This window comes from Acinetobacter sp. IK40 (assembly GCF_035615075.1).
GTDB lineage: Bacteria > Pseudomonadota > Gammaproteobacteria > Pseudomonadales > Moraxellaceae > Acinetobacter > Acinetobacter courvalinii.
Map to the genome: position 1 here is coordinate 215,498 of NZ_JANBOE010000007.1, position 18,820 is coordinate 234,317.

The 18,820-nt window shown below is 45.3% G+C and carries 13 protein-coding genes; 7 read left to right on the plus strand and 6 right to left on the minus strand.

Annotation, left to right across the window (positions count from 1 at the left end; genetic code table 11):
• The first annotated feature begins 73 nt into the window (after positions 1–73).
• Positions 74–994, plus strand: coding sequence for a LysR family transcriptional regulator (locus MSG93_RS13875; protein WP_324622231.1), 921 nt, complete (start codon positions 74–76; stop codon positions 992–994).
• Between the two features lie 74 nt (positions 995–1,068).
• Here MSG93_RS13875 and MSG93_RS13880 read toward each other — a convergent pair whose 3' ends face one another.
• The 5 genes from MSG93_RS13880 to MSG93_RS13900 all read right to left on the minus strand — a co-directional run bounded on the left by MSG93_RS13880 (position 1,069) and on the right by MSG93_RS13900 (position 7,220).
• The gene (locus MSG93_RS13880; RefSeq protein WP_324622232.1) at positions 1,069–2,436 is read right to left on the minus strand and encodes an MFS transporter; all 1,368 of its coding nucleotides are present in this window, start codon (positions 2,434–2,436) and stop codon (positions 1,069–1,071) included.
• Positions 2,437–2,527: 91 nt separating this feature from the next.
• Positions 2,528–3,814, minus strand: coding sequence for a DcaP family trimeric outer membrane transporter (locus MSG93_RS13885; protein ID WP_324622233.1), 1,287 nt, complete (start codon positions 3,812–3,814; stop codon positions 2,528–2,530).
• A 236-nt stretch (positions 3,815–4,050) separates the two neighbouring features.
• Complete coding sequence (locus tag MSG93_RS13890; protein ID WP_324622234.1) at positions 4,051–4,725, minus strand: class I SAM-dependent methyltransferase; 675 nt, start codon at positions 4,723–4,725, stop codon at positions 4,051–4,053.
• A 73-nt stretch (positions 4,726–4,798) separates the two neighbouring features.
• Positions 4,799–6,493 carry an AMP-binding protein gene (locus MSG93_RS13895; protein ID WP_324622235.1) on the minus strand — a complete coding sequence of 565 codons (1,695 nt, stop codon included), beginning with the start codon at positions 6,491–6,493 and terminating at the stop codon, positions 4,799–4,801.
• Between the two features lie 109 nt (positions 6,494–6,602).
• On the minus strand, positions 6,603–7,220 hold the full coding sequence (locus tag MSG93_RS13900; protein WP_005231201.1) for a TetR/AcrR family transcriptional regulator: 618 nt from the start codon (positions 7,218–7,220) through the stop codon (positions 6,603–6,605).
• A 148-nt stretch (positions 7,221–7,368) separates the two neighbouring features.
• On the opposite strand from MSG93_RS13900, the gene MSG93_RS13905 reads away from it, so the two are divergent.
• From MSG93_RS13905 to MSG93_RS13925, 5 genes are read left to right on the plus strand one after another with little or no spacing between them, the layout of a single operon-like run.
• Positions 7,369–8,541, plus strand: coding sequence for an isovaleryl-CoA dehydrogenase (locus tag MSG93_RS13905; protein ID WP_005231202.1), 1,173 nt, complete (start codon positions 7,369–7,371; stop codon positions 8,539–8,541).
• A gap of 24 nt (positions 8,542–8,565) precedes the next feature.
• Complete coding sequence (locus MSG93_RS13910) at positions 8,566–10,167, plus strand: carboxyl transferase domain-containing protein (protein WP_324622236.1); 1,602 nt, start codon at positions 8,566–8,568, stop codon at positions 10,165–10,167.
• A 9-nt stretch (positions 10,168–10,176) separates the two neighbouring features.
• Entirely contained in the window at positions 10,177–10,980 is an 804-nt protein-coding gene (locus MSG93_RS13915) for an enoyl-CoA hydratase/isomerase family protein (protein WP_324622237.1), read from the plus strand.
• A gap of 11 nt (positions 10,981–10,991) precedes the next feature.
• On the plus strand, positions 10,992–12,983 hold the full coding sequence (locus MSG93_RS13920; RefSeq protein ID WP_324622238.1) for an acetyl/propionyl/methylcrotonyl-CoA carboxylase subunit alpha: 1,992 nt from the start codon (positions 10,992–10,994) through the stop codon (positions 12,981–12,983).
• Complete coding sequence (locus MSG93_RS13925; protein WP_324622239.1) at positions 12,980–13,882, plus strand: hydroxymethylglutaryl-CoA lyase; 903 nt, start codon at positions 12,980–12,982, stop codon at positions 13,880–13,882. Before MSG93_RS13920 ends, MSG93_RS13925 begins: the two co-directional genes overlap by 4 nt.
• Positions 13,883–14,119: 237 nt before the next feature.
• Here the strand turns inward: MSG93_RS13925 and MSG93_RS13930 are convergent, their stop codons facing one another.
• Positions 14,120–15,058 carry a LysR family transcriptional regulator gene (locus MSG93_RS13930; RefSeq protein WP_324622291.1) on the minus strand — a complete coding sequence of 313 codons (939 nt, stop codon included), beginning with the start codon at positions 15,056–15,058 and terminating at the stop codon, positions 14,120–14,122.
• A gap of 204 nt (positions 15,059–15,262) precedes the next feature.
• Here MSG93_RS13930 and MSG93_RS13935 point away from each other — a divergent pair, with 204 nt between their 5' ends.
• Positions 15,263–18,733, plus strand: coding sequence for an indolepyruvate ferredoxin oxidoreductase family protein (locus MSG93_RS13935; protein WP_324622240.1), 3,471 nt, complete (start codon positions 15,263–15,265; stop codon positions 18,731–18,733).
• Positions 18,734–18,820: the final 87 nt, after the last annotated feature.

Sequence of the window (18,820 nt, forward strand, 5' to 3'; positions counted from 1 at the left end):
TGGAGTGTACAGAGCCAAATAGTTTTGATAAATTCAAATTGTCTTGAGTTTAGATATAAAAAAGCAAAACTAAATGAAACCGAAAAAATTAAATCAAGTGACTGATTTTGATATAAAACTTCTTAAAATATTTAAAACGGTTTGTGACTGCCATAGTTTTAGTTCCGCTGAAAGTATTCTTGGGATTAGTCGTTCAGCCATCAGTCTGCACATGAGTGATCTGGAAAATCGCTTGGGTATTCGGCTGTGTCAACGTGGACGTGCGGGCTTTGCCCTCACCGACGAAGGACGGGAAATTTTGGAATATATCGAAGTTCTAACGGCTTCGATTGAAGACTTCCGTGCCAAAATCAACCAGATGCACAACCAGCTCAAGGGAGAATTTAATATCGGGATTATTAATAATCTGGTAACCATGCCCAGTCTGTATATCACCAATACGCTGGCCCAACTTGCGGAAGAAAATGCAGAAGTGGTGATTAATATCAGTATGAGCACCCTTTCCGATATCGAATGCCGGGTACTGGACAACCGTTTACACGCGGGCGTGATTCCTCTGGTGACGCCATTGTCTGGACTGGATTATTTGCATTTATATGAAGAAAAGTCATTTCTGTATTGCGGCAGAAATCATCCTTTGTTTAATCATCTGGATGAAATCAAATCGAAGGATCTGAATAACTGGCAAGCGGTGTTGCCGAATTATGCGATAACCGCAGAAGCATCTAAACTACATCAACTTCTGGACTGTTCAGCCACTGCCAGTGACCGTGAAGGGATTGCTTTTATGATCCTGACCGGGAAATTTCTTGGCTTCCTGCCCGATCACTATGCCAAGAAATGGGTCGATGATGGTTTTATGCAACCGGTTCTGCAACAGGTCATCCATCATAGCACCCCGATTTGCCTGATTACCCATAAAGGCAAAAATTACAATATGGTGTTAAAAGCATTTATGGATATTCTTAAAACCAGAATTATACCGCTAAGTTAGTGCATTTTTAGACAAAGCAAAAAGCCGATTGCAAAGACCATCGACTTTCCTGTTCCAGAGATTAATAATGCAGGTTAAGCTTCGCCTGTTTCTGCAACCTTTATCTTGGAGTTGTCTGTCATTTTACTGCCATGATCCGACTCATGCCGTTTTAGCATTGATATAGCAAAGATCGCAATGATGGCTGGAATGGCAATCATCACAAAATTGAGTTTATGTGGCAGCCCTAAACTCAGTAATATTCCAGTCAAAATTGGTCCAACAACTGCACCCAGTCGCCCTACTGAAGAAGCACAGCCAATACCCGTGGAACGAATACTTAAAGGATAGTATTGAGCGACATAACTATAAAGCAGGATTGATGTTCCAATTGTTGCTGCCCCCGCAACTGTCACCAAACCATATAAAACATATACTGGCGAGTTATAGCCCAGTCCTAGCAACGCAAAAACGCCAGCAACAAACATGGTTAAAATCACCGGCTTCAAATGGAATTTATCTGCAAGGATTCCTCCAGCGATCGCACCAATCATGGCACCGACATTCAACGCCAGCAGGAATAAAATACTTTTGCCTAATGAATAACCTGCTGCCAGCATCAGTTTCGGTAACCAGCTATTTAGGGTATAAACCATCAGCAGGCACATAAAGAATAATACCCAGAACATGAATGTACTTAGCGCACGACCTTGCTGGAATAGTGCTTTAGCAGAGCTCCCTGTCACCAGATTATCTTCATTTAAATATAATCGTGTATTGCGGCTTAATGCTTGTTCGGGTGCGATTTTTTGGATAATGGTATAAGCCTGCTCAGTCTTGCCAGTTTTAACCAAGAAGGTTAAGGACTCGGGTAAGAACTTCCATAGAATCGGTAATAATAGTAAGGGAATGCCTGCAATAAGGAACATGATTTGCCAGCCTTGGCTTTCTACCAGATAACTGCCGAGCAATGCAGAAATCATTCCACCAATCGCATAGCCACTAAACATGCTCCCCACCAAGGTACTGCGTATGCGCTTTGGTGCATATTCAGAGGTTAATGCCACCAGATTCGGCATTACCCCCCCGATACCCAAACCAGCCAAAAATCTCAAGGCACCAAACTCAAAAGGACTTGATGCAAAAGCACCTAAAAGGGTAAAACCACTAAAAAAAGCCACACAAATCAAGATGACATTTTTTCGACCAATTTTATCAGCCAAAGCACCAAAAAATATGCCACCAATCATCATTCCACATATCGCAGTACTGGCCAGCATACCTGCCTGTACCGCTGTGAGTGACCACTCTTGCATCAGCACAGGCAAAACTACACCATAAATTACCAAGTCATAACCGTCAAAAATAATAATCAGTAAACACCAGAGCAAAATACTCCAGTGAAAAGGGGTAAATTTTGCCTGGTCAATGATTGCATTGACATTCAGCCTCGAATCCGTCATTTATACATCTCCTCAATGAGATAAATCCCTGTTTATTTTTTAAAACAACATAGTGCATCCTAAAGAAAAACAATATTATTCAAATCATTAATTAAAAGTCGTAACTCGCCATCATGTTAACGCGATTATCAATCCCGTTACGGCCGTCGAAGGTTTCACGCTCGCCATAGACATATTCCACGCCCAAGGTAATTGGCTTGTACGGGTTGTACATCGCATTAATCCAGCCCTGCCATAATTCTTTATTCTGGGTGAGATTGCTTTTCTGGATTTCAGCAAAGCGATTGTCATCCTTGGCCTTCATATAGCCATAACCTAAAGTGGAGCGCAGCTGGGAATTAAACTGATGGGTGATGCCCGCAGAAATCGTATCGAACTCGTTGCTCTGAATATTATTTTGATCATCAATCACATAACTATTATTGGCCCAAAGCAGAAAGCGACCATCCCCTTTGACATGGTAATAATCAGCTTTTAAAAAGGTTTGCGGACTCAATTGATATTTGCCCCCTAGCCCGACACCCCATGCCCACTCCTTGTCCGTACTGGTTTTTTTCTCAGCCATAAACGTTCGGCCTGACAATAACGAGCCATTGTCAAATTTATGATTGAGGCGTCCCACCAAGGCTGGCATACGCATTTCATTGTCCGGATCTGAAGTTGCAGTATATTTTGGATCTTCAATCGCGACCGCAAAACTGGTGTTTGCCGAGAGCTTATCGCTATAGCGCAGCATCGGCGAACGTTGCAAGGCACCGCCCACAAAAGTTCCGGCATCCACCGTTTCTGGATAGTATTCAGGTGCAATAAACGTCGACCAGGTCTGACCGATCAGCCACTGATCCAAAGTGATATACGCATGACGGATACGGAATTGATCCCGCGTTGCACCCCCAAAGAAATCCATTTCCAGCTTACCGCCAACTTCACCAGCGACACTCGGTGTTTTAAAGTTTAGCCCCAGACGCGTAACATTGACGGTTGAGTGTAAACGGTCTTTTTGCTGCGCTTCCTCTGCCGTGTGTTCCAGTGGCACACCACTGATATTGTTATACATGGTCGATGCACCTTTGGCCTGATAAGAGGCATCGGCACGGATATAACCATATAAATTGACCTCTGCACCGCCTTTACTCAGATTCAGCTTAGGGGCTGTTGTCTCCATTACTTGGGGTGAAGCCGTCACAGCCACTGGATTGGCAGGTTGTACAGGAGCTTTTTGCTGCACATATTGCTGCAACATCGCCCTTAATTGTTGTACTTCCTGTCGGAGTTGCGCAATTTCGGCCTGATCCGTTGCTGCATAAACAGGTGACATCACCGTTATAACTGACAGCGCCAGCAGGCTTTTTTGTACCGTTAAAATAAACTTATCCATTTAAATCAATTTCCTTGTTCGCAGATCTTCCCGACCTTTTAAGATCATTGTTTATTTGTGTTTTTCCTTTGCCTGAAAGGCAATTTCACAGCACATTTTTTATTTTAAAAATCAACACCATTTGATTTATTTGGTTTCACCTCCTCTGTTTTAATCCTTGCGAGGTCTTTCTATTCTTAAATGGCAACACAAGCCAAAGCCGAATTGTCCAAACATGACAATCGCCATTGATCAGCTTAATTTTTCTGTGCAATCAGCCCCTGATAGGCCAAGGTCTGGCTAAAAACATGGACATTGCTAAAACCGGCATGACTAAGCAGGTGCTGATAATTCGTGAAAGACAGCGTGTAAAAATCCTGTCCTAAACGTTCCATCATCGCCTGACTCTGAGCTGCGCTCAGTCCATTGGCCTGGCATAACAACGGTAAGGCTTTCATTTGCACTGTGTCTTCACAATGCATCAGATCGTAGGTCAATAAAATGCCACTGCTTTTTAAGCGTTTTGCCATCTCAAAAAAGAAAGCGGGCTTGTTCTCATGCGCAATAAAATGAGCAACGAGAATACAAAGTACGGCATCAAACCTTTGCAGTTCGGATAAACAAGTTGTCTCTCCATGTACAAAGTTAACGCGAGCTTGCTGCCCGATTGCCTGAATTTGCGCTTGAGCCTTTTGCAGCATGGCGAGAGAAGGATCAACAGCGGTAAAAGACCAACTCGCATGCTTGTTCAGTAGATATTCCAGCTCATAACCTGTGCCGCAACCCACCACCAGAATATGCGCATCACCTCTCAAACTGGCCTGTAAAATGGCATCGACTTGCTGATGCATCAGCTCGTAGCCCGGAATCAGACAACGGATATGATCGTCATAACGCTCCACCACTTTGTGGCTATTAAAATCTTTGGCCATTTCATCCCCTGTTTTTTAGTCACGTGACACTCAGCAATCGCTAAAATCCTGAGTGATCCCATCGCGCTTAATTTTAATCAAAGACTTCTGCTGTCAGGTTTAACTCGGCACGCATGATTTCCTGCAATTTAAATTTCTGTGCTTTACCTGAGGCTGTCATGGGGAATTCAGCAAAGAATTTGACATAGCGTGGCACTTTATTATGTGAAATATGTTCTTTGCAGAAGTGTCTAATACTGTCTTCATCACATTGGTGATGTTCATGCAAAATAATGCAGGCGCAGAGTTCCTCGCCATAACGGCTGTCTGGCAGACCAATCACCTGAACATCCGAAATATCGGGGTGGGTATATAAGAAATCTTCGATTTCCTTCGGAAACAGGTTTTCCCCGCCACGGATCACCACATCCTTGATGCGGCCTTTGATTTTGATAAAACCGTCTTGATCCATTTCTGCGATATCACCGGTATGCATCCAGCCTGCCGCATCAATGACCTCTTTGGTTTTTTCAGGCTCATCCCAATAACCTGCCATGACTGAATAGCCACGGACACAAAGTTCACCCAGCACACCTTGCGGAACAATCTCGCCTGCCAGATCGACAATTTTGACTTCCAGATGCGGATGCACATGTCCAACTGTACTGACCCGTTTATCAATGGAATCATCAATATAACTTTGTACACTGACCGGTGACGTCTCGGTCATGCCATAACAAATGGTAATGTCAGACATGTGCATGCGGTCTATGACCCGCTGCATGATTTCTCGTGGACATGGACTACCTGCCATGATACCGGTACGTAAACTGGATAAATCGAATTCGGTAAATTGCTCATGCTCTAACATGGCAATAAACATGGTCGGCACCCCGTAAGCTGCGGTGCATTTTTCCTGGTGGATGGTTTTTAAAGACTCTAGCGGATTAAAAACGGCAGCTGGATACACCATGGTTGAACCGTGGGTAATACAAGCCAGATTCCCCATGACCATGCCAAAACAATGGAATAAAGGCACCGAAATACAGACCCGATCCTGCGGGGTTAAACCAATGCCTTCACCGACAAAATAACCATTATTGAGAATATTGTGATGGGTCAGCATGGTTCCTTTCGGATTTCCTGTGGTACCGGAAGTAAATTGGATATTAATGGTTTCATCAAACTGCAAATGCTGGGCTAAAGCATGTAGCTGCTCGAGTTGCTGGGGTGTCGGCTGTTCGACCAGATCGCTAAAACGGTGAATACCGCTATGCTGCTGCTCATCAATTTTGATCACATATTTTAAATGCGGTAAACGTGCTGAATGAAGTACCTTATCTGTACTCAATGCCAGTTCAGGTGCTATCTTGCTTAGTAATTCCTGATAATCTGTGGTCTTGAATTGCGCTGCAATGACCAACCCTTTACAGGCCACCTTGTTCAGTACGTATTCCAGTTCATGGCTTTTATAAGCCGTGTTCAGATTGACCAGAATAATGCCGGCTTTTGCGGCTGCAAACTGCGTCACGGTCCATTCCACACAGTTCGGAGACCAAATCGCTAAACGATCGCCCTTTTTTAATCCCAGTTTTAACAGGCTACAGGCAAAGGCATTGACTTCATCCTGCAATGCCTTATAGCTCAATCGTCTGTTCTGATGAGCACTGACAATGGCCTCCTGCTCCGCATATTGCGCACAGGCCTGATCAAATTTTTCTCCAATCGTCATCCCCAACAGGGGCTGAGAACTGGTTCCAGAGACATAGCTTAACCGTTGTTGTTGCATTGAATCACTCTCCTTGATTCTTTGTAATTCTGTTTTCAGTCATCTAATTATTTTGAGTACAGCTACTTTTCCAACATCCTGTTGTGTCATTCTAATGATGCTGTTGGCCTTACTTTTTCTGCACCGCATCCACACAAAAGTCAGCAATCTGCTTGGAAAAATAGTTTTTATACTGCTGATCAAACTTGATATTTTGCGCTGGATCTAAAGGTTCAACCACCACATAGGTCATGGCACCCACCACACACAGCGCTGCGGTATTAAGATCCTCCAGCACAAACTCACCACTTGCATTTCCATCTGCAAGGATTTTTTTAATACTCTGTTTAATCAGCTGTTTCACACGGAAACGCTCATGTTCAACTGTAGAATCAACAGGTTCAAACATGAGTGAATAGGCCAGCTGAGGACTATTCAGTGCCCGTTTTACAAAGCTGGTAACAGCCTTATGTAATTTCTGCTGTGCGCTTAAATTACTTTCGGTAATCGAATCAATTACCAATAGTTCGGTATTAATCGCCTCGGATAAAACTTCAATCAGCACCTGACTTTTATTATCAAAGTAACGATACACCAGCCCACTTGAAACACCTGCTTGCTCAGCAATGGTTTGTATCTGTGCGTCCTTGAATCCTCCCTCCGAAATCAATTTTCTGGCTGAACTCAAAATCGCTTTGCGATTTTGTTCCATCCGCTCCTGCATCAAAGATGATCGTTTATAGCTCATGAATTTTATTCTCTACCAAATAAAATGAATTGTAAATCATTTTATGAATCAGTATTCACTTTTTCAAAAAATCATTGTATGGTACTTCTTAAGCACATACAACAACGCTTTTTGGAACAACAAATATAACCAATGGGATGACGATACAATGAACTTACGTAGCTTGAATTTTGGTCTGGATGAAACGTTAATTGCGCTACAAGATTCAGTAGCTGCATTTTGTGCAAAGGAAATTGCACCCATTGCCCAGCAAGTTGATCAGGACAATCTATTCCCGGCCCAGCTCTGGAAAAAATTTGGTGATATGGGCCTGCTCGGTCTTACCGTTTCTGAAGAATACGGCGGCACCAATTTAGGCTATCTGGCACACATCATTGTGCTACAGGAAATTTCACGCGCATCTGCCTCCATCGGGCTTTCTTATGGTGCGCATTCCAACTTGTGTATCAACCAGATTAACCGCAATGGTAGCGAACAACAGAAACAGAAATATTTACCAAAACTGATTTCAGGTGACTTTGTCGGTGCTTTGGCAATGTCAGAACCGAATGCAGGTTCCGATGTGGTCAGCATGAAACTGCGTGCCGAGCAAAAAGGTGATCATTTTGTTCTCAATGGTTCGAAAATGTGGATCACCAATGGCGGTGATGCCGATGTACTGGTGGTTTATGCCAAAACTGATCCACACGCAGGTGCCAAAGGCATGACCGCCTTCCTGATTGAAAAAGACATGAAAGGCTTTAGTCATGGCAGCCATTTAGACAAACTCGGTATGCGTGGTTCCAATACTTATCCGCTATTTTTTGACAATGTCGAAGTACCTGCCGAAAACGTATTGGGCGGTGTCGGTAACGGTGCCAAAGTACTGATGAGTGGTCTGGATTATGAACGTGCTGTATTAAGTGCCGGCCCGCTTGGCATTATGGATGCCTGTCTGGATGTGGTGATTCCCTATTTACATGAACGTGAACAGTTTGGTCAGGCTTTAGGTGAATTCCAGCTTATGCAAGGCAAACTGGCCGATATGTATTCCACCTGGCTGGCGTGTAAAGCTTTGGTTTACGCGGTTGGTGCAGCTTGTGACAAAGCTGATCATGACCGTAGCTTACGTAAAGATGCAGCAAGTGCCATTTTATATGCGGCTGAAAAAGCCACATGGATGGCAGGTGAAACCATTCAGACTTTAGGCGGCAATGGTTATATCAATGAATACGCTGCAGGCCGTTTATGGCGTGATGCCAAACTTTATGAAATCGGTGCAGGGACCTCTGAAATTCGCCGTATGCTGATTGGCCGCGAACTGTTCAATGAAACCAAATAATAATGATAAATCAGGATGCAGCGTATGAACCAATTACACAGCAAGATCAATGTTCGAAGTGAAGACTTCAAAACCAACCAGCAAGCCATGCAGACCTTGGTTGCAGACCTTCAACAGGTTGCTCAAAAAGTGGCGCTTGGTGGTGGTGAAAATGCCCGCCAAAAGCATCTCGCCAGAGGTAAACTGCTGCCACGAGACCGTATTGATCAACTGATTGATGTGGGTACCGCGTTTTTAGAAATTGGTCAGTTGGCTGCTTACAAAGTTTATGAAGATGATATTCCTGCTGCGGGCGTGATTGCAGGTATTGGACAAGTCAACGGTGTGACCTGCATGATCGTCGCCAATGATGCAACAGTTAAAGGTGGCACCTATTATCCCCTGACTGTGAAAAAGCATTTACGTGCCCAGGAAATTGCCGAACAAAATCATTTGCCTTGTATTTATCTGGTCGATTCAGGCGGTGCGTTCTTACCGATGCAGGATGAGGTCTTCCCTGACCGCGATCACTTCGGACGAATTTTCTATAATCAGGCCCGTATGTCGAGTCTGGGAATTGCCCAGATTGCGGTGGTGATGGGCAGTTGTACCGCTGGTGGTGCCTATGTCCCTGCCATGTCCGATGAAACCATTATTGTCCGCAATCAAGGCACCATTTTCTTAGGCGGCCCGCCTCTGGTCAAAGCTGCGACTGGCGAAGTGGTCAGTAGTGAAGATTTAGGCGGTGGTGATGTGCATACACGTCTTTCGGGTGTAGCTGACCATTTAGCTGAAAACGATGAACATGCGCTTGCGATTGCACGAAACATTGTCGCGAACCTCAATAAAAAGCCAAATGCCTTAAATAAACAAGTTGATGAACCGTTGTTTGATGCATCGGAACTCTATGGCGTAGTCCCAAGTGATGCACGTAAACCGTTTGATGTCCGTGAAGTAATTGCCCGTATTGTAGACGGCTCACGTTTTGATGAGTTTAAGGCGCGCTTTGGTTCTACATTGATTACTGGTTTCGCTTCACTCTACGGCATGCCAGTCGGGATTATTGCCAATAACGGTATTTTATTCTCTGAGTCTGCACAAAAAGGTGCGCACTTTATTGAGCTCTGTACACAGCGCAATATTCCATTGTTATTCCTGCAAAACATTACCGGTTTTATGGTGGGTCGCCAGTATGAAAATGAAGGGATTGCCAAAAATGGCGCCAAACTGGTGATGGCAGTTGCCACTGCAAATGTACCAAAACTCACCTTGATTATTGGTGGTTCGTTTGGTGCAGGTAACTACGGTATGTGCGGCCGTGCTTATTCACCCCGCTTTTTATGGACTTGGCCGAACTCTCGTATTTCAGTGATGGGCGGCGAACAAGCAGCAAGCGTGCTCTCGACTTTAAAACGTGATCAGATTGAGCAAAAAGGTGCCGAGTGGTCTGCGCAACAAGAAGATGAATTTAAACAACCCATTCGTGAACAATACGAGCGCCAAGGTCACCCATACTATGCTTCTGCCCGCCTTTGGGATGACGGTGTCATTGACCCTGCGCAAACCCGTCATGTATTGGGTTTAAGTCTTGCTGCTGCGATGAATGCCCCGATCCAGCCAACCAAATTTGGCGTGTTCCGCATGTAAGAGGTGTCTATGAGCTATCAATTTTTACAACTCGAACAACATGATCAGGTTGCCTATGTGTGGCTAAACCGCCCTGAATTGCACAATGCCTTCAATACAACCGTCATTGAAGAACTACATGCCTGCTTTAAGCAAATTAATACACGTGATGATATTCGTGTTGTGGTTTTAGCAGGTCGCGGCAAAAGCTTTTCGGCAGGTGCCGACCTCAACTGGATGAAACAGGCAGGTCAGGCATCTTCAGCAGAGAATGAAGCCGATGCATTAAAACTGGCGCAAATGCTGGAAGCACTCGCAACCCTTAAACAACCGACTATAGCCCGTGTACATGGTATTGCCTTTGGTGGTGGTATGGGCTTGGCATCAGCATGTGATATTTGCATTGCCAGCACCGATGCCAAGTTTGCAACTTCTGAGGTGCGTTTAGGGCTTGCTCCATCTACCATTAGTCCCTATGTGATTCGGGCAATTGGTGCAAGACAAGCCTCTCGGTACTTCTTAACAGCCGAGCGAATTTCGGCACGTGAAGCCAAACAGATTGGTTTAGCCCATGAAGTAGCAGATGCTGAAGACTTGGATAAAAAAGTTCAAGAAATTATTGATGCTTTATTACTCGGTGGCCCTTATGCGCAAGCGGCCTCAAAACAACTCATTCAAATGGTGAGCAACCAGACCATGAGCAATGATTTGCTGCAACAGACAGCCCATCATATTGCTCAAGTTCGTCAAGGCAGTGAGGCAAAACAAGGGCTGAGTGCCTTTTTAAATAAACAGCAGCCTGCTTGGGTTTCTAATTCGAATAACAATAATTAAGGACGATCATCATGTTTGAAAAGATTTTAATTGCGAACCGTGGCGAGATTGCCTGCCGTGTGATTCGTACAGCTAAAAAATTAGGGATTGCAACGGTTGCGGTGTATTCAGATGCAGATGCAAACGCACAACACGTCAAACTTGCAGATGAAGCGGTTTATATTGGTCAGTCCCCTGCAACACAAAGTTATTTACAGGTGGATCGTATTATTCAGGCAGCGATTGATACCGGTAGCCAAGCGGTGCATCCGGGTTACGGCTTCCTGTCTGAAAATGACCAGTTTGCGCTCGCTTGCCAACAACATAACATTTGCTTTATTGGCCCGCCAGTAGATGCCATTTTAGCGATGGGTTTAAAAGCAACCTCTAAAGCTTTAATGGAAAAAGCAGGTGTTCCTTTAACACCGGGCTATCACGGAACCAACCAGGATGCCGACTTTTTAAAACAACAGGCAGACCGAATTGGCTATCCAGTTTTAATCAAGGCCAGTGCTGGCGGCGGCGGTAAAGGCATGAGTCTGGTTGAGCGCAGTGAAGATTTTCTGCATGCCTTAGCTTCGTGTAAACGCGAAGCCAAATCGAGCTTTGGTAATGATGACGTCTTGATTGAGCGTTATGTGATTCAACCTCGCCATATTGAAGTGCAAGTATTTGGTGATACCCACGGCAACTATGTGCATTTATTTGAACGCGACTGTTCGGTACAGCGTCGCCATCAAAAAGTACTCGAAGAAGCCCCTGCTCCACAAATGCCAAGCGAAAAGCTAGATGCTATGCGCCAAGCTGCAATTGATGCTGCACGTGCGGTAAATTACGTTGGTGCAGGTACGGTTGAGTTTATTGTGGAACAAGACGGCACCGCGTATTTCATGGAAATGAATACCCGCCTACAAGTCGAACACCCTGTCACTGAAATGATTACAGGTGAAGACTTGGTTGAATGGCAACTTCGTGTGGCTTATGGCGAAGCTTTGCCTAAACTACAAAACCAATTGCAAATTCACGGCCATGCGCTCGAAGCACGTATTTACGCCGAAGAACCAGAAAAAGGTTTTTTACCTGCCATTGGTAAAATTGACTATCTGCACTACCCAACGCAAACCCCATATGTGCGTGTCGACAGCGGTATTGTTGAAGGCGATGAAATCACGACCTATTACGACCCAATGATTGCCAAACTCATCGTATGGGGTAAAAACCGTGAAGCGGCACTCATTCAAATGCAGCATGCTTTAAGTCAATTCCATGTCGATGGTTTAGGCAACAACATTGCCTTTCTGGAAAAAATTGTTCGCAGCGAATCCTTTAAACAAGCCAAGCTTGATACCAACCTGATTCAACGTGAACATGATTTTCTGTTTAACATACAACAGACAAAACCTGAGCTTATCGTCGCAGCAGCATTTATTGAGTTTCTCAGCAAACTCGATAGCAATTGCTTAAGCCAGAAACAGCTTTGGCAAGCTCAACCCCTATGGCGTTTAAATATTGCTTATCAGCACAGTATTAAACTGAACTATTTAGATCAGCCTATTACAATTAAATTTGCCTCAAATAAAGATGGCTTCACCGCAGAATATAACGGTCAAAGCTACCCGATTTCTGGTCAATTGATTGATACACACACCGCCTCTATTCAAATTGGCGGGTCTCAGCAAAAGCTGTCTTTTAACCAAAATCAGCAAGGAATTACCTTGTTCCAGAATGGACAAAGCTATAAGTTTGCTTATATTCGCCAAGACTTTAATCAGACAGATCACCAAGCCGATGAAGGCCACCTAAAAGCACCAATGCCGGGTGTGGTCACTCAAGTGCTGGTAAGCGCAAATCATAGCGTGAAGAAAGACGATATTCTGATGACGCTTGAAGCCATGAAAATGGAATATACCATCCGTGCGCCTAAAGACGGCTTGATTGTAGATTCCTATTTCCAGGTGGGTGATCAGGTCAAAGCTGGCGACGAGCTTGTGGAATTTCAGCCTGCGCAGGAGGAAGTTGCATGAGTGAGTTTGTCAAAATTGTGGAGGTCGGTCCCAGAGATGGCCTGCAAAACGAAAAGCAGGCTTTAACTGTTGAACAACGCTTAAACTTCATTGATGACCTGATTCATGCAGGCCTGAAATCGATTGAAGTGGGTTCCTGTGTCTCGGCAAAATGGGTACCACAAATGGCACAGAGTGACGAGCTGTTTAAGCAACTCACCCAAACTAGCGATGTGCAATTTAGCCTGCTCACGCCCAATATCAAAGGTTTTGAGACTGCTCAAGCGGTCGGATGTAAAGAGGTTGCGGTGTTTACCGCCGCTTCGGAAAGCTTTACCCGTAAAAATATCAACTGCTCTATTGATGAAAGCTTTGAAAAATTCGCGGATGTGCTAAGTGCAGCCAAAGCACAGCATATCCGTGTGCGCGGTTATGTCTCCTGTATTGTCGATTGTCCCTATGAAGGCGCAATTGCTCCGGAGCAAGTGGTAAAAGTTGTAAAACGACTGTATGACATGGGTTGTTATGAAGTGTCTTTAGGTGAAACCATTGGCACCGCAACGCCTGATCGCGTTCAAAAAGTCTGGCAAGCCTGTCTGGCTGAACTGGACAGCACCGTTTTAGCTGGGCATTTCCACAATACCTACGGCATGGCGATTGCCAATATTTATCAGTCTTTACAGCAAGGCATTCGTGTTTTTGACTCGTCTCTTGCAGGACTAGGTGGCTGCCCTTATGCCAAAGGTGCCTCTGGTAATGTAGCGACCGAAGATCTGTTTTATCTACTCTCTCATATGGGCTTCGAAACGGGCATTGATCTGGAAAAACTGATGCAGGCCAGCCAGAATATTAGCAAGGTACTCAACCGAAAAAGCTTGTCGAATTATGCCAATGCCTATTGGCAAACCAAGTGTGCCTAATCATAAATTAAAATAGCCCAGCATCTGGTATAAGGCTTAATATTAGGCAAAGTACCAGATCATCCTCTCTTATCTTTATCTCATTTCATTCAGGAATTGGGATTAAATTCTTCATGCAATTTTTTTAAAATTTATGGTTTATCTCTGTATGAAATGCCTCTTTCTAAAGAAGCATTTTCTACTTTTAATTTTAATCCTTATTATTTTGGGTTTCTTTACTACCACACCTCAAATAATTTATAAAAAATAATCGGTATCTTGCTGTATTTTTGGAGAAACATGTTGCTCAACCCACTCCAGCCATGTCCGCGTTTTGACATCGACAAAATCCCGTGACGGCAGCAAGGTATACACGCCAATATCGGGAGAACGCCACGCTGGTAAAATACGGCGTAATCGACCTGTGCGAATTGCATCGATGGAGGAAAAGGTAGGCAACAAGGCAATACCCATATCCTGCTGCACCACATCCAGTAGCAATTCAGGAGTATCGGCAATGAGTGGGCCATTGATATCAATCTGATACGAACAGCTATTTTCACTGGTCAGATGCCACTGTGGTGTAATCGAAGGATTGACCAGACGTAAACAGGCATGTTGCTGCAAATCATCCAGTGATTGAGGTTCGCCATGCTTTTCCAGATAGGCAGGCGAAGCACACAACACCGAAAAAATCGTACCAATGCGACGCGCCACAAATCTTGAATCCGCCAGAGATTCAGTCAAGTAAAGACTGACATCAATGCCCTTACCCAATAGATCGGGTACGTTTTGTGAGGTTCGATATTCAACTGTCAGGTCGGGATAGGTTTGACAGAACTCCGCCATCATCGGTGCCAGATAATGATGACCGAAACTCGCCATACTCAGCACCCGTAATCGGCCCTGCGGCTTGGTGGCCATGCCCATTGCCTGCGCTTCAGCTTCCTCCACCATGGCAAGCACCTGTCGACACTGCTCGGAATAGGTCTCGCCAATCTCGGTCAAGGCATGTTGGCGGGTTGATCGTTGTAGTAGTTTTGTACCTAAGCGCCCTTCTAATTCGCTAATTAATCGCGAAACTTGCGCAGTTGTCAGTTCCATCTGTTCAGCGGCAGCCGTGAAACTCCCGCTATCAATCACTTTCAGGAAGGCATGCATGGCATGCAAAAGTCCACCATCAAGATTTTTGCGCATAACGTAAATATCTTTTTCTAAATTACGCATTGTTGCACCAGTTTGGATCAACCACAATGACAAATATGTACATTGATTGAACAGTTTTTTTAGCGAACGCCGCTGATCAATCATTCTTTTTAAATATGTACTTACTCCAAATATTCAACCGGATGTTGAAAAAAGAAAGTAGTCAAAACTACATACAATTCTAAGGAGACATAAATGAATATAGCGACAAAAGTTACTTCAAAAATGATCGCTACTAAAGATGTATCACTGGACGATAAATATATCAGTGATCACGGTTCAGCCTATATGACAGGCATTCAGGCACTCGTTCGGTTACCTCTAGCACAGACGCGCCGTGATGAATTGAACGGATTGAACACTGCCGGCTTTATTTCAGGTTATCGCGGTTCTCCAGTCGGTAACTATGACAATTTCCTTTGGCAAATTGGAGGCATACTTAAAGATCATCATGTCGTTTTTCAACCCGGTATTAATGAAGATTTAGCAGCAACCGCAATCTGGGGCACCCAGCAAGCCAATCTGGCAGGTCAGGGAAAATATGATGGCGTCACCTCATGGTGGTATGGCAAAGGCCCTGGTGTAGACCGTTCCGGCGATGTGCTGCGTCATGCCAATCTGGCTGGAACAGCTGAACATGGCGGTGTGGTCGCTTTATTTGGTGATGACCATTCCTGTAAATCATCTACCGTTCCCCATCAGTCTGAACATGTCATGATCGGTTGTGGCATTCCTATTTTCTATCCAACCTCGGTGCAACATATTCTTGATCTGGGTGTACATGCGGTTGCAATGTCACGTTTTGCTGGCGTATGGACTTCAATGAAACTGGTCAGTGAAATTGTAGAAACCTCTGCTTCTGTCAATGTGGATTTAGATCGGGTCACCCCCGTGATCCCAGAAGATGTGGACTTCCCTGCAGACGGCGTCAATATCCGCTGGCCGGATCATGGCATCCAGCAAGAACAGCGTCTGTATCAACATCGCTTACCCGCTGTGCTGGCCTATGCCCGCGCCAATCAGCTTAATCAGATTACTTGGCCGTGCGAAAATGCCCGTATCGGGATTGTGGCCAGCGGTAAAGGCTATCTCGACACCATTGAAGCCTTACGCATTCTAGGGATTGAGAACGAAACCGCACAACAGCTTGGGCTACGGGTCTATCAGGTTGGATTGATCTGGCCTTTAGAGCCACAAGGGATCCGTGAATTTGCCAAGGGCTTGCAAGAGCTGATTGTGGTTGAAGAGAAACGCCCTATTCTTGAATCACAAATCAAGGATGAACTGTATTCCCTGCCTGATCAGCAACGTCCACACGTCTTCGGCAAAGCAATTCATGGTAAAGGTGAATGGAGTACCTCAATTGAAGAAGCGCCGCTGATTGGTCATTATGAGTTCCAGCCTGAACCGATTGCCAAAATGCTGGCGGCACGTTTTCTACAACTTGATCTACCACAGAATTTAAGACAACAAATTCAGAATCGCATCGATCTATTACAAAAAGCAGAACAGGAGTCCCGCCGTGTGCTGGATCTGGCAGACCGCAAACCGTATTTCTGTAGCGGTTGTCCGCATAATACGTCCACGGTGGTTCCAGAAGGCAGTCGCGCCTTAGGCGGTATCGGTTGTCATTATATTGCGGTGTCACTGGATCGTGGGACGGAAACCTTCTCGCAAATGGGCGGTGAAGGTGTGAGTTGGGCGGGTGCATCGCACTTTACCAATGAAAAGCATATTTTTGCCAATCTTGGTGACGGTACCTATTTCCATTCAGGTTATCTGGCGATTCGGCAAGCCATTGCAGCCAATATCAATATCACCTATAAAATCCTTTATAACGATGCGGTTGCGATGACGGGTGGTCAGCATGTCGATGGACATTTGAGTGTCGCTCAACTCACGCGTCAGTTGGATGCCGAAGGCATTAAAAAACAGGTCATCGTAACGGATGAGCCAGCGTTGATTCATGCAGAAGAACACCTTGCGCCAAATGTAGAAATCCGCCACCGCAATGATCTGGACGCGGTGCAACGTGAATTGCGTGATATTTCAGGTGTCACCGCTTTGGTCTATGTGCAAACCTGTGCCAGCGAAAAACGTCGTCGCCGTAAACGTGATATGTATCCGGATCCCGCTGAACGTCTCTATATCAATAGCGATATCTGCGAAGGCTGCGGTGATTGCTCGAAAAAATCAAATTGCCTGTCGATTGAACCGGTCGAAACCGTGTTGGGCACCAAGCGTCAAATTAACCAGAGCAGTTGTAATAAGGATTTTACCTGTGTAGAAGGCTTCTGCCCAAGTTTTGTGACTGTGCATACCCGTGATATGAAACGTCCCGACAAGTTTGAAGGTTTTGCCACAGGCTGGCCTGAACGACCGATTCTTCCTCAACTCGATCGTACACCAAGCCGGATCATGGTCGGTGGTGTGGGGGGGACCGGTGTGGTCACTGTCGGGGCTTTACTCGGTATGGCAGCACATCTGGAAGGTAAAGCAGCACGCGTCATGGACATGGCTGGCCTAGCACAAAAAGGCGGTACGGTGTATTCCTACGTACAACTGGCCTCAGACGATGAACAAATTTCTGCAACCAAAATTCCCGCCGGTCAATGTGATCTTCTGATTGGTGCCGATGCCGTGGTGGCAGGCAGTAATGCCGCCCTATCACGTTTAAAACCGGATGCGATGGTGATCGTCAATGAAGATGGTTCCCCAACCTCTGACTTTATCAATAAACGTGACTGGTTTGCCCCGATTACCGATTTGATCAACCGTCTGCGTGGTCGTGTTGATCAGGGCAAACTGGTGTCTTTACCGGCTGCACGTATTGCGACACAGGTCTTGGGCGATGCCATCTTTGCCAACCAGCTCTTGCTGGGAATGGCATGGCAATCGGGGCAGATTCCATTACTGCGTGAGAGCATTGAAAAAGCCATTCAACTGAACGGTACGGCAGTCGAAAAGAATCTGGAAGCATTCCGCGTTGGTTGCCATCTCGCCAGCGATCCGGATCTGGCCAAGCGACTACTGAATAGCTTACCTAAACAGCATGTGCCGCAAACACTGCCAGAACTGATCGATGATCGTTCGGTCCGTTTGCAAGACTACTGGAATGATGCGTATGCCAATACATACCGAAATCTTGCACAACAGGCCGCGAAGGTATTGCCAGAAGAACTGGCCACCACGATTGCCACACAGCTTTATCGGGTCATGGCCTATAAAGATGAGTATGAAGTTGCCCGCTTGCTGACAGGTGCCAGCTTTAAAAAATCAATCGAATCACAGTTCGGGCGTGGCGTACGTTTATCCTATCACCTTGCCCCACCGACACTGGGTACCAACGTGCGCAAACGCATTTTTGGTTACTGGATGCGCTTCCCGATGATGTTACTCGCCCGCTTACAATGGCTGCGTGAAACCTTCCTAGACCCATTTGCACGTCAGGAAGAACGCCAACATGAACATGCTTGGCGTAATCGCTACATTGAATTTGTGAAAGCACTAGTTGCAGCACCACAACAGTATGATTTGACGGTGGCTGCACAGATTGCCGAGCTTCCAGCGGAAGTACGTGGTTTTGGCCATATTAAAACGCAGGCGATGCAATCCGCAAACCAACGCTGGGATGAGCTATCAACTCATCTGAATAACAACACTTAAAAAAACAAAAATCACTGGCTGAGTCGGTCCCAACACAAGGGAGTGGCTCCGCCAGCCGATTCAAAATCAATTGCAATAAATGATCGT

Excerpts from the sequence above, each read along its gene's own strand:
- MSG93_RS13875 (WP_324622231.1), top strand. The coding sequence starts at position 74 with ATGAAACCGAAAAAATTAAATCAAGTGACTGATTTTGATATAAAACTT.
- MSG93_RS13880 (WP_324622232.1), bottom strand. The coding sequence starts at position 2,436 with ATGACGGATTCGAGGCTGAATGTCAATGCAATCATTGACCAGGCAAAA.
- MSG93_RS13885 (WP_324622233.1), bottom strand. The coding sequence starts at position 3,814 with ATGGATAAGTTTATTTTAACGGTACAAAAAAGCCTGCTGGCGCTGTCA.
- MSG93_RS13890 (WP_324622234.1), bottom strand. The coding sequence starts at position 4,725 with ATGGCCAAAGATTTTAATAGCCACAAAGTGGTGGAGCGTTATGACGAT.
- MSG93_RS13895 (WP_324622235.1), bottom strand. The coding sequence starts at position 6,493 with ATGCAACAACAACGGTTAAGCTATGTCTCTGGAACCAGTTCTCAGCCC.
- MSG93_RS13900 (WP_005231201.1), bottom strand. The coding sequence starts at position 7,220 with ATGAGCTATAAACGATCATCTTTGATGCAGGAGCGGATGGAACAAAAT.
- MSG93_RS13905 (WP_005231202.1), top strand. The coding sequence starts at position 7,369 with ATGAACTTACGTAGCTTGAATTTTGGTCTGGATGAAACGTTAATTGCG.
- MSG93_RS13910 (WP_324622236.1), top strand. The coding sequence starts at position 8,566 with ATGAACCAATTACACAGCAAGATCAATGTTCGAAGTGAAGACTTCAAA.
- MSG93_RS13915 (WP_324622237.1), top strand. The coding sequence starts at position 10,177 with ATGAGCTATCAATTTTTACAACTCGAACAACATGATCAGGTTGCCTAT.
- MSG93_RS13920 (WP_324622238.1), top strand. The coding sequence starts at position 10,992 with ATGTTTGAAAAGATTTTAATTGCGAACCGTGGCGAGATTGCCTGCCGT.
- MSG93_RS13925 (WP_324622239.1), top strand. The coding sequence starts at position 12,980 with ATGAGTGAGTTTGTCAAAATTGTGGAGGTCGGTCCCAGAGATGGCCTG.
- MSG93_RS13930 (WP_324622291.1), bottom strand. The coding sequence starts at position 15,058 with ATGCGCAAAAATCTTGATGGTGGACTTTTGCATGCCATGCATGCCTTC.
- MSG93_RS13935 (WP_324622240.1), top strand. The coding sequence starts at position 15,263 with ATGAATATAGCGACAAAAGTTACTTCAAAAATGATCGCTACTAAAGAT.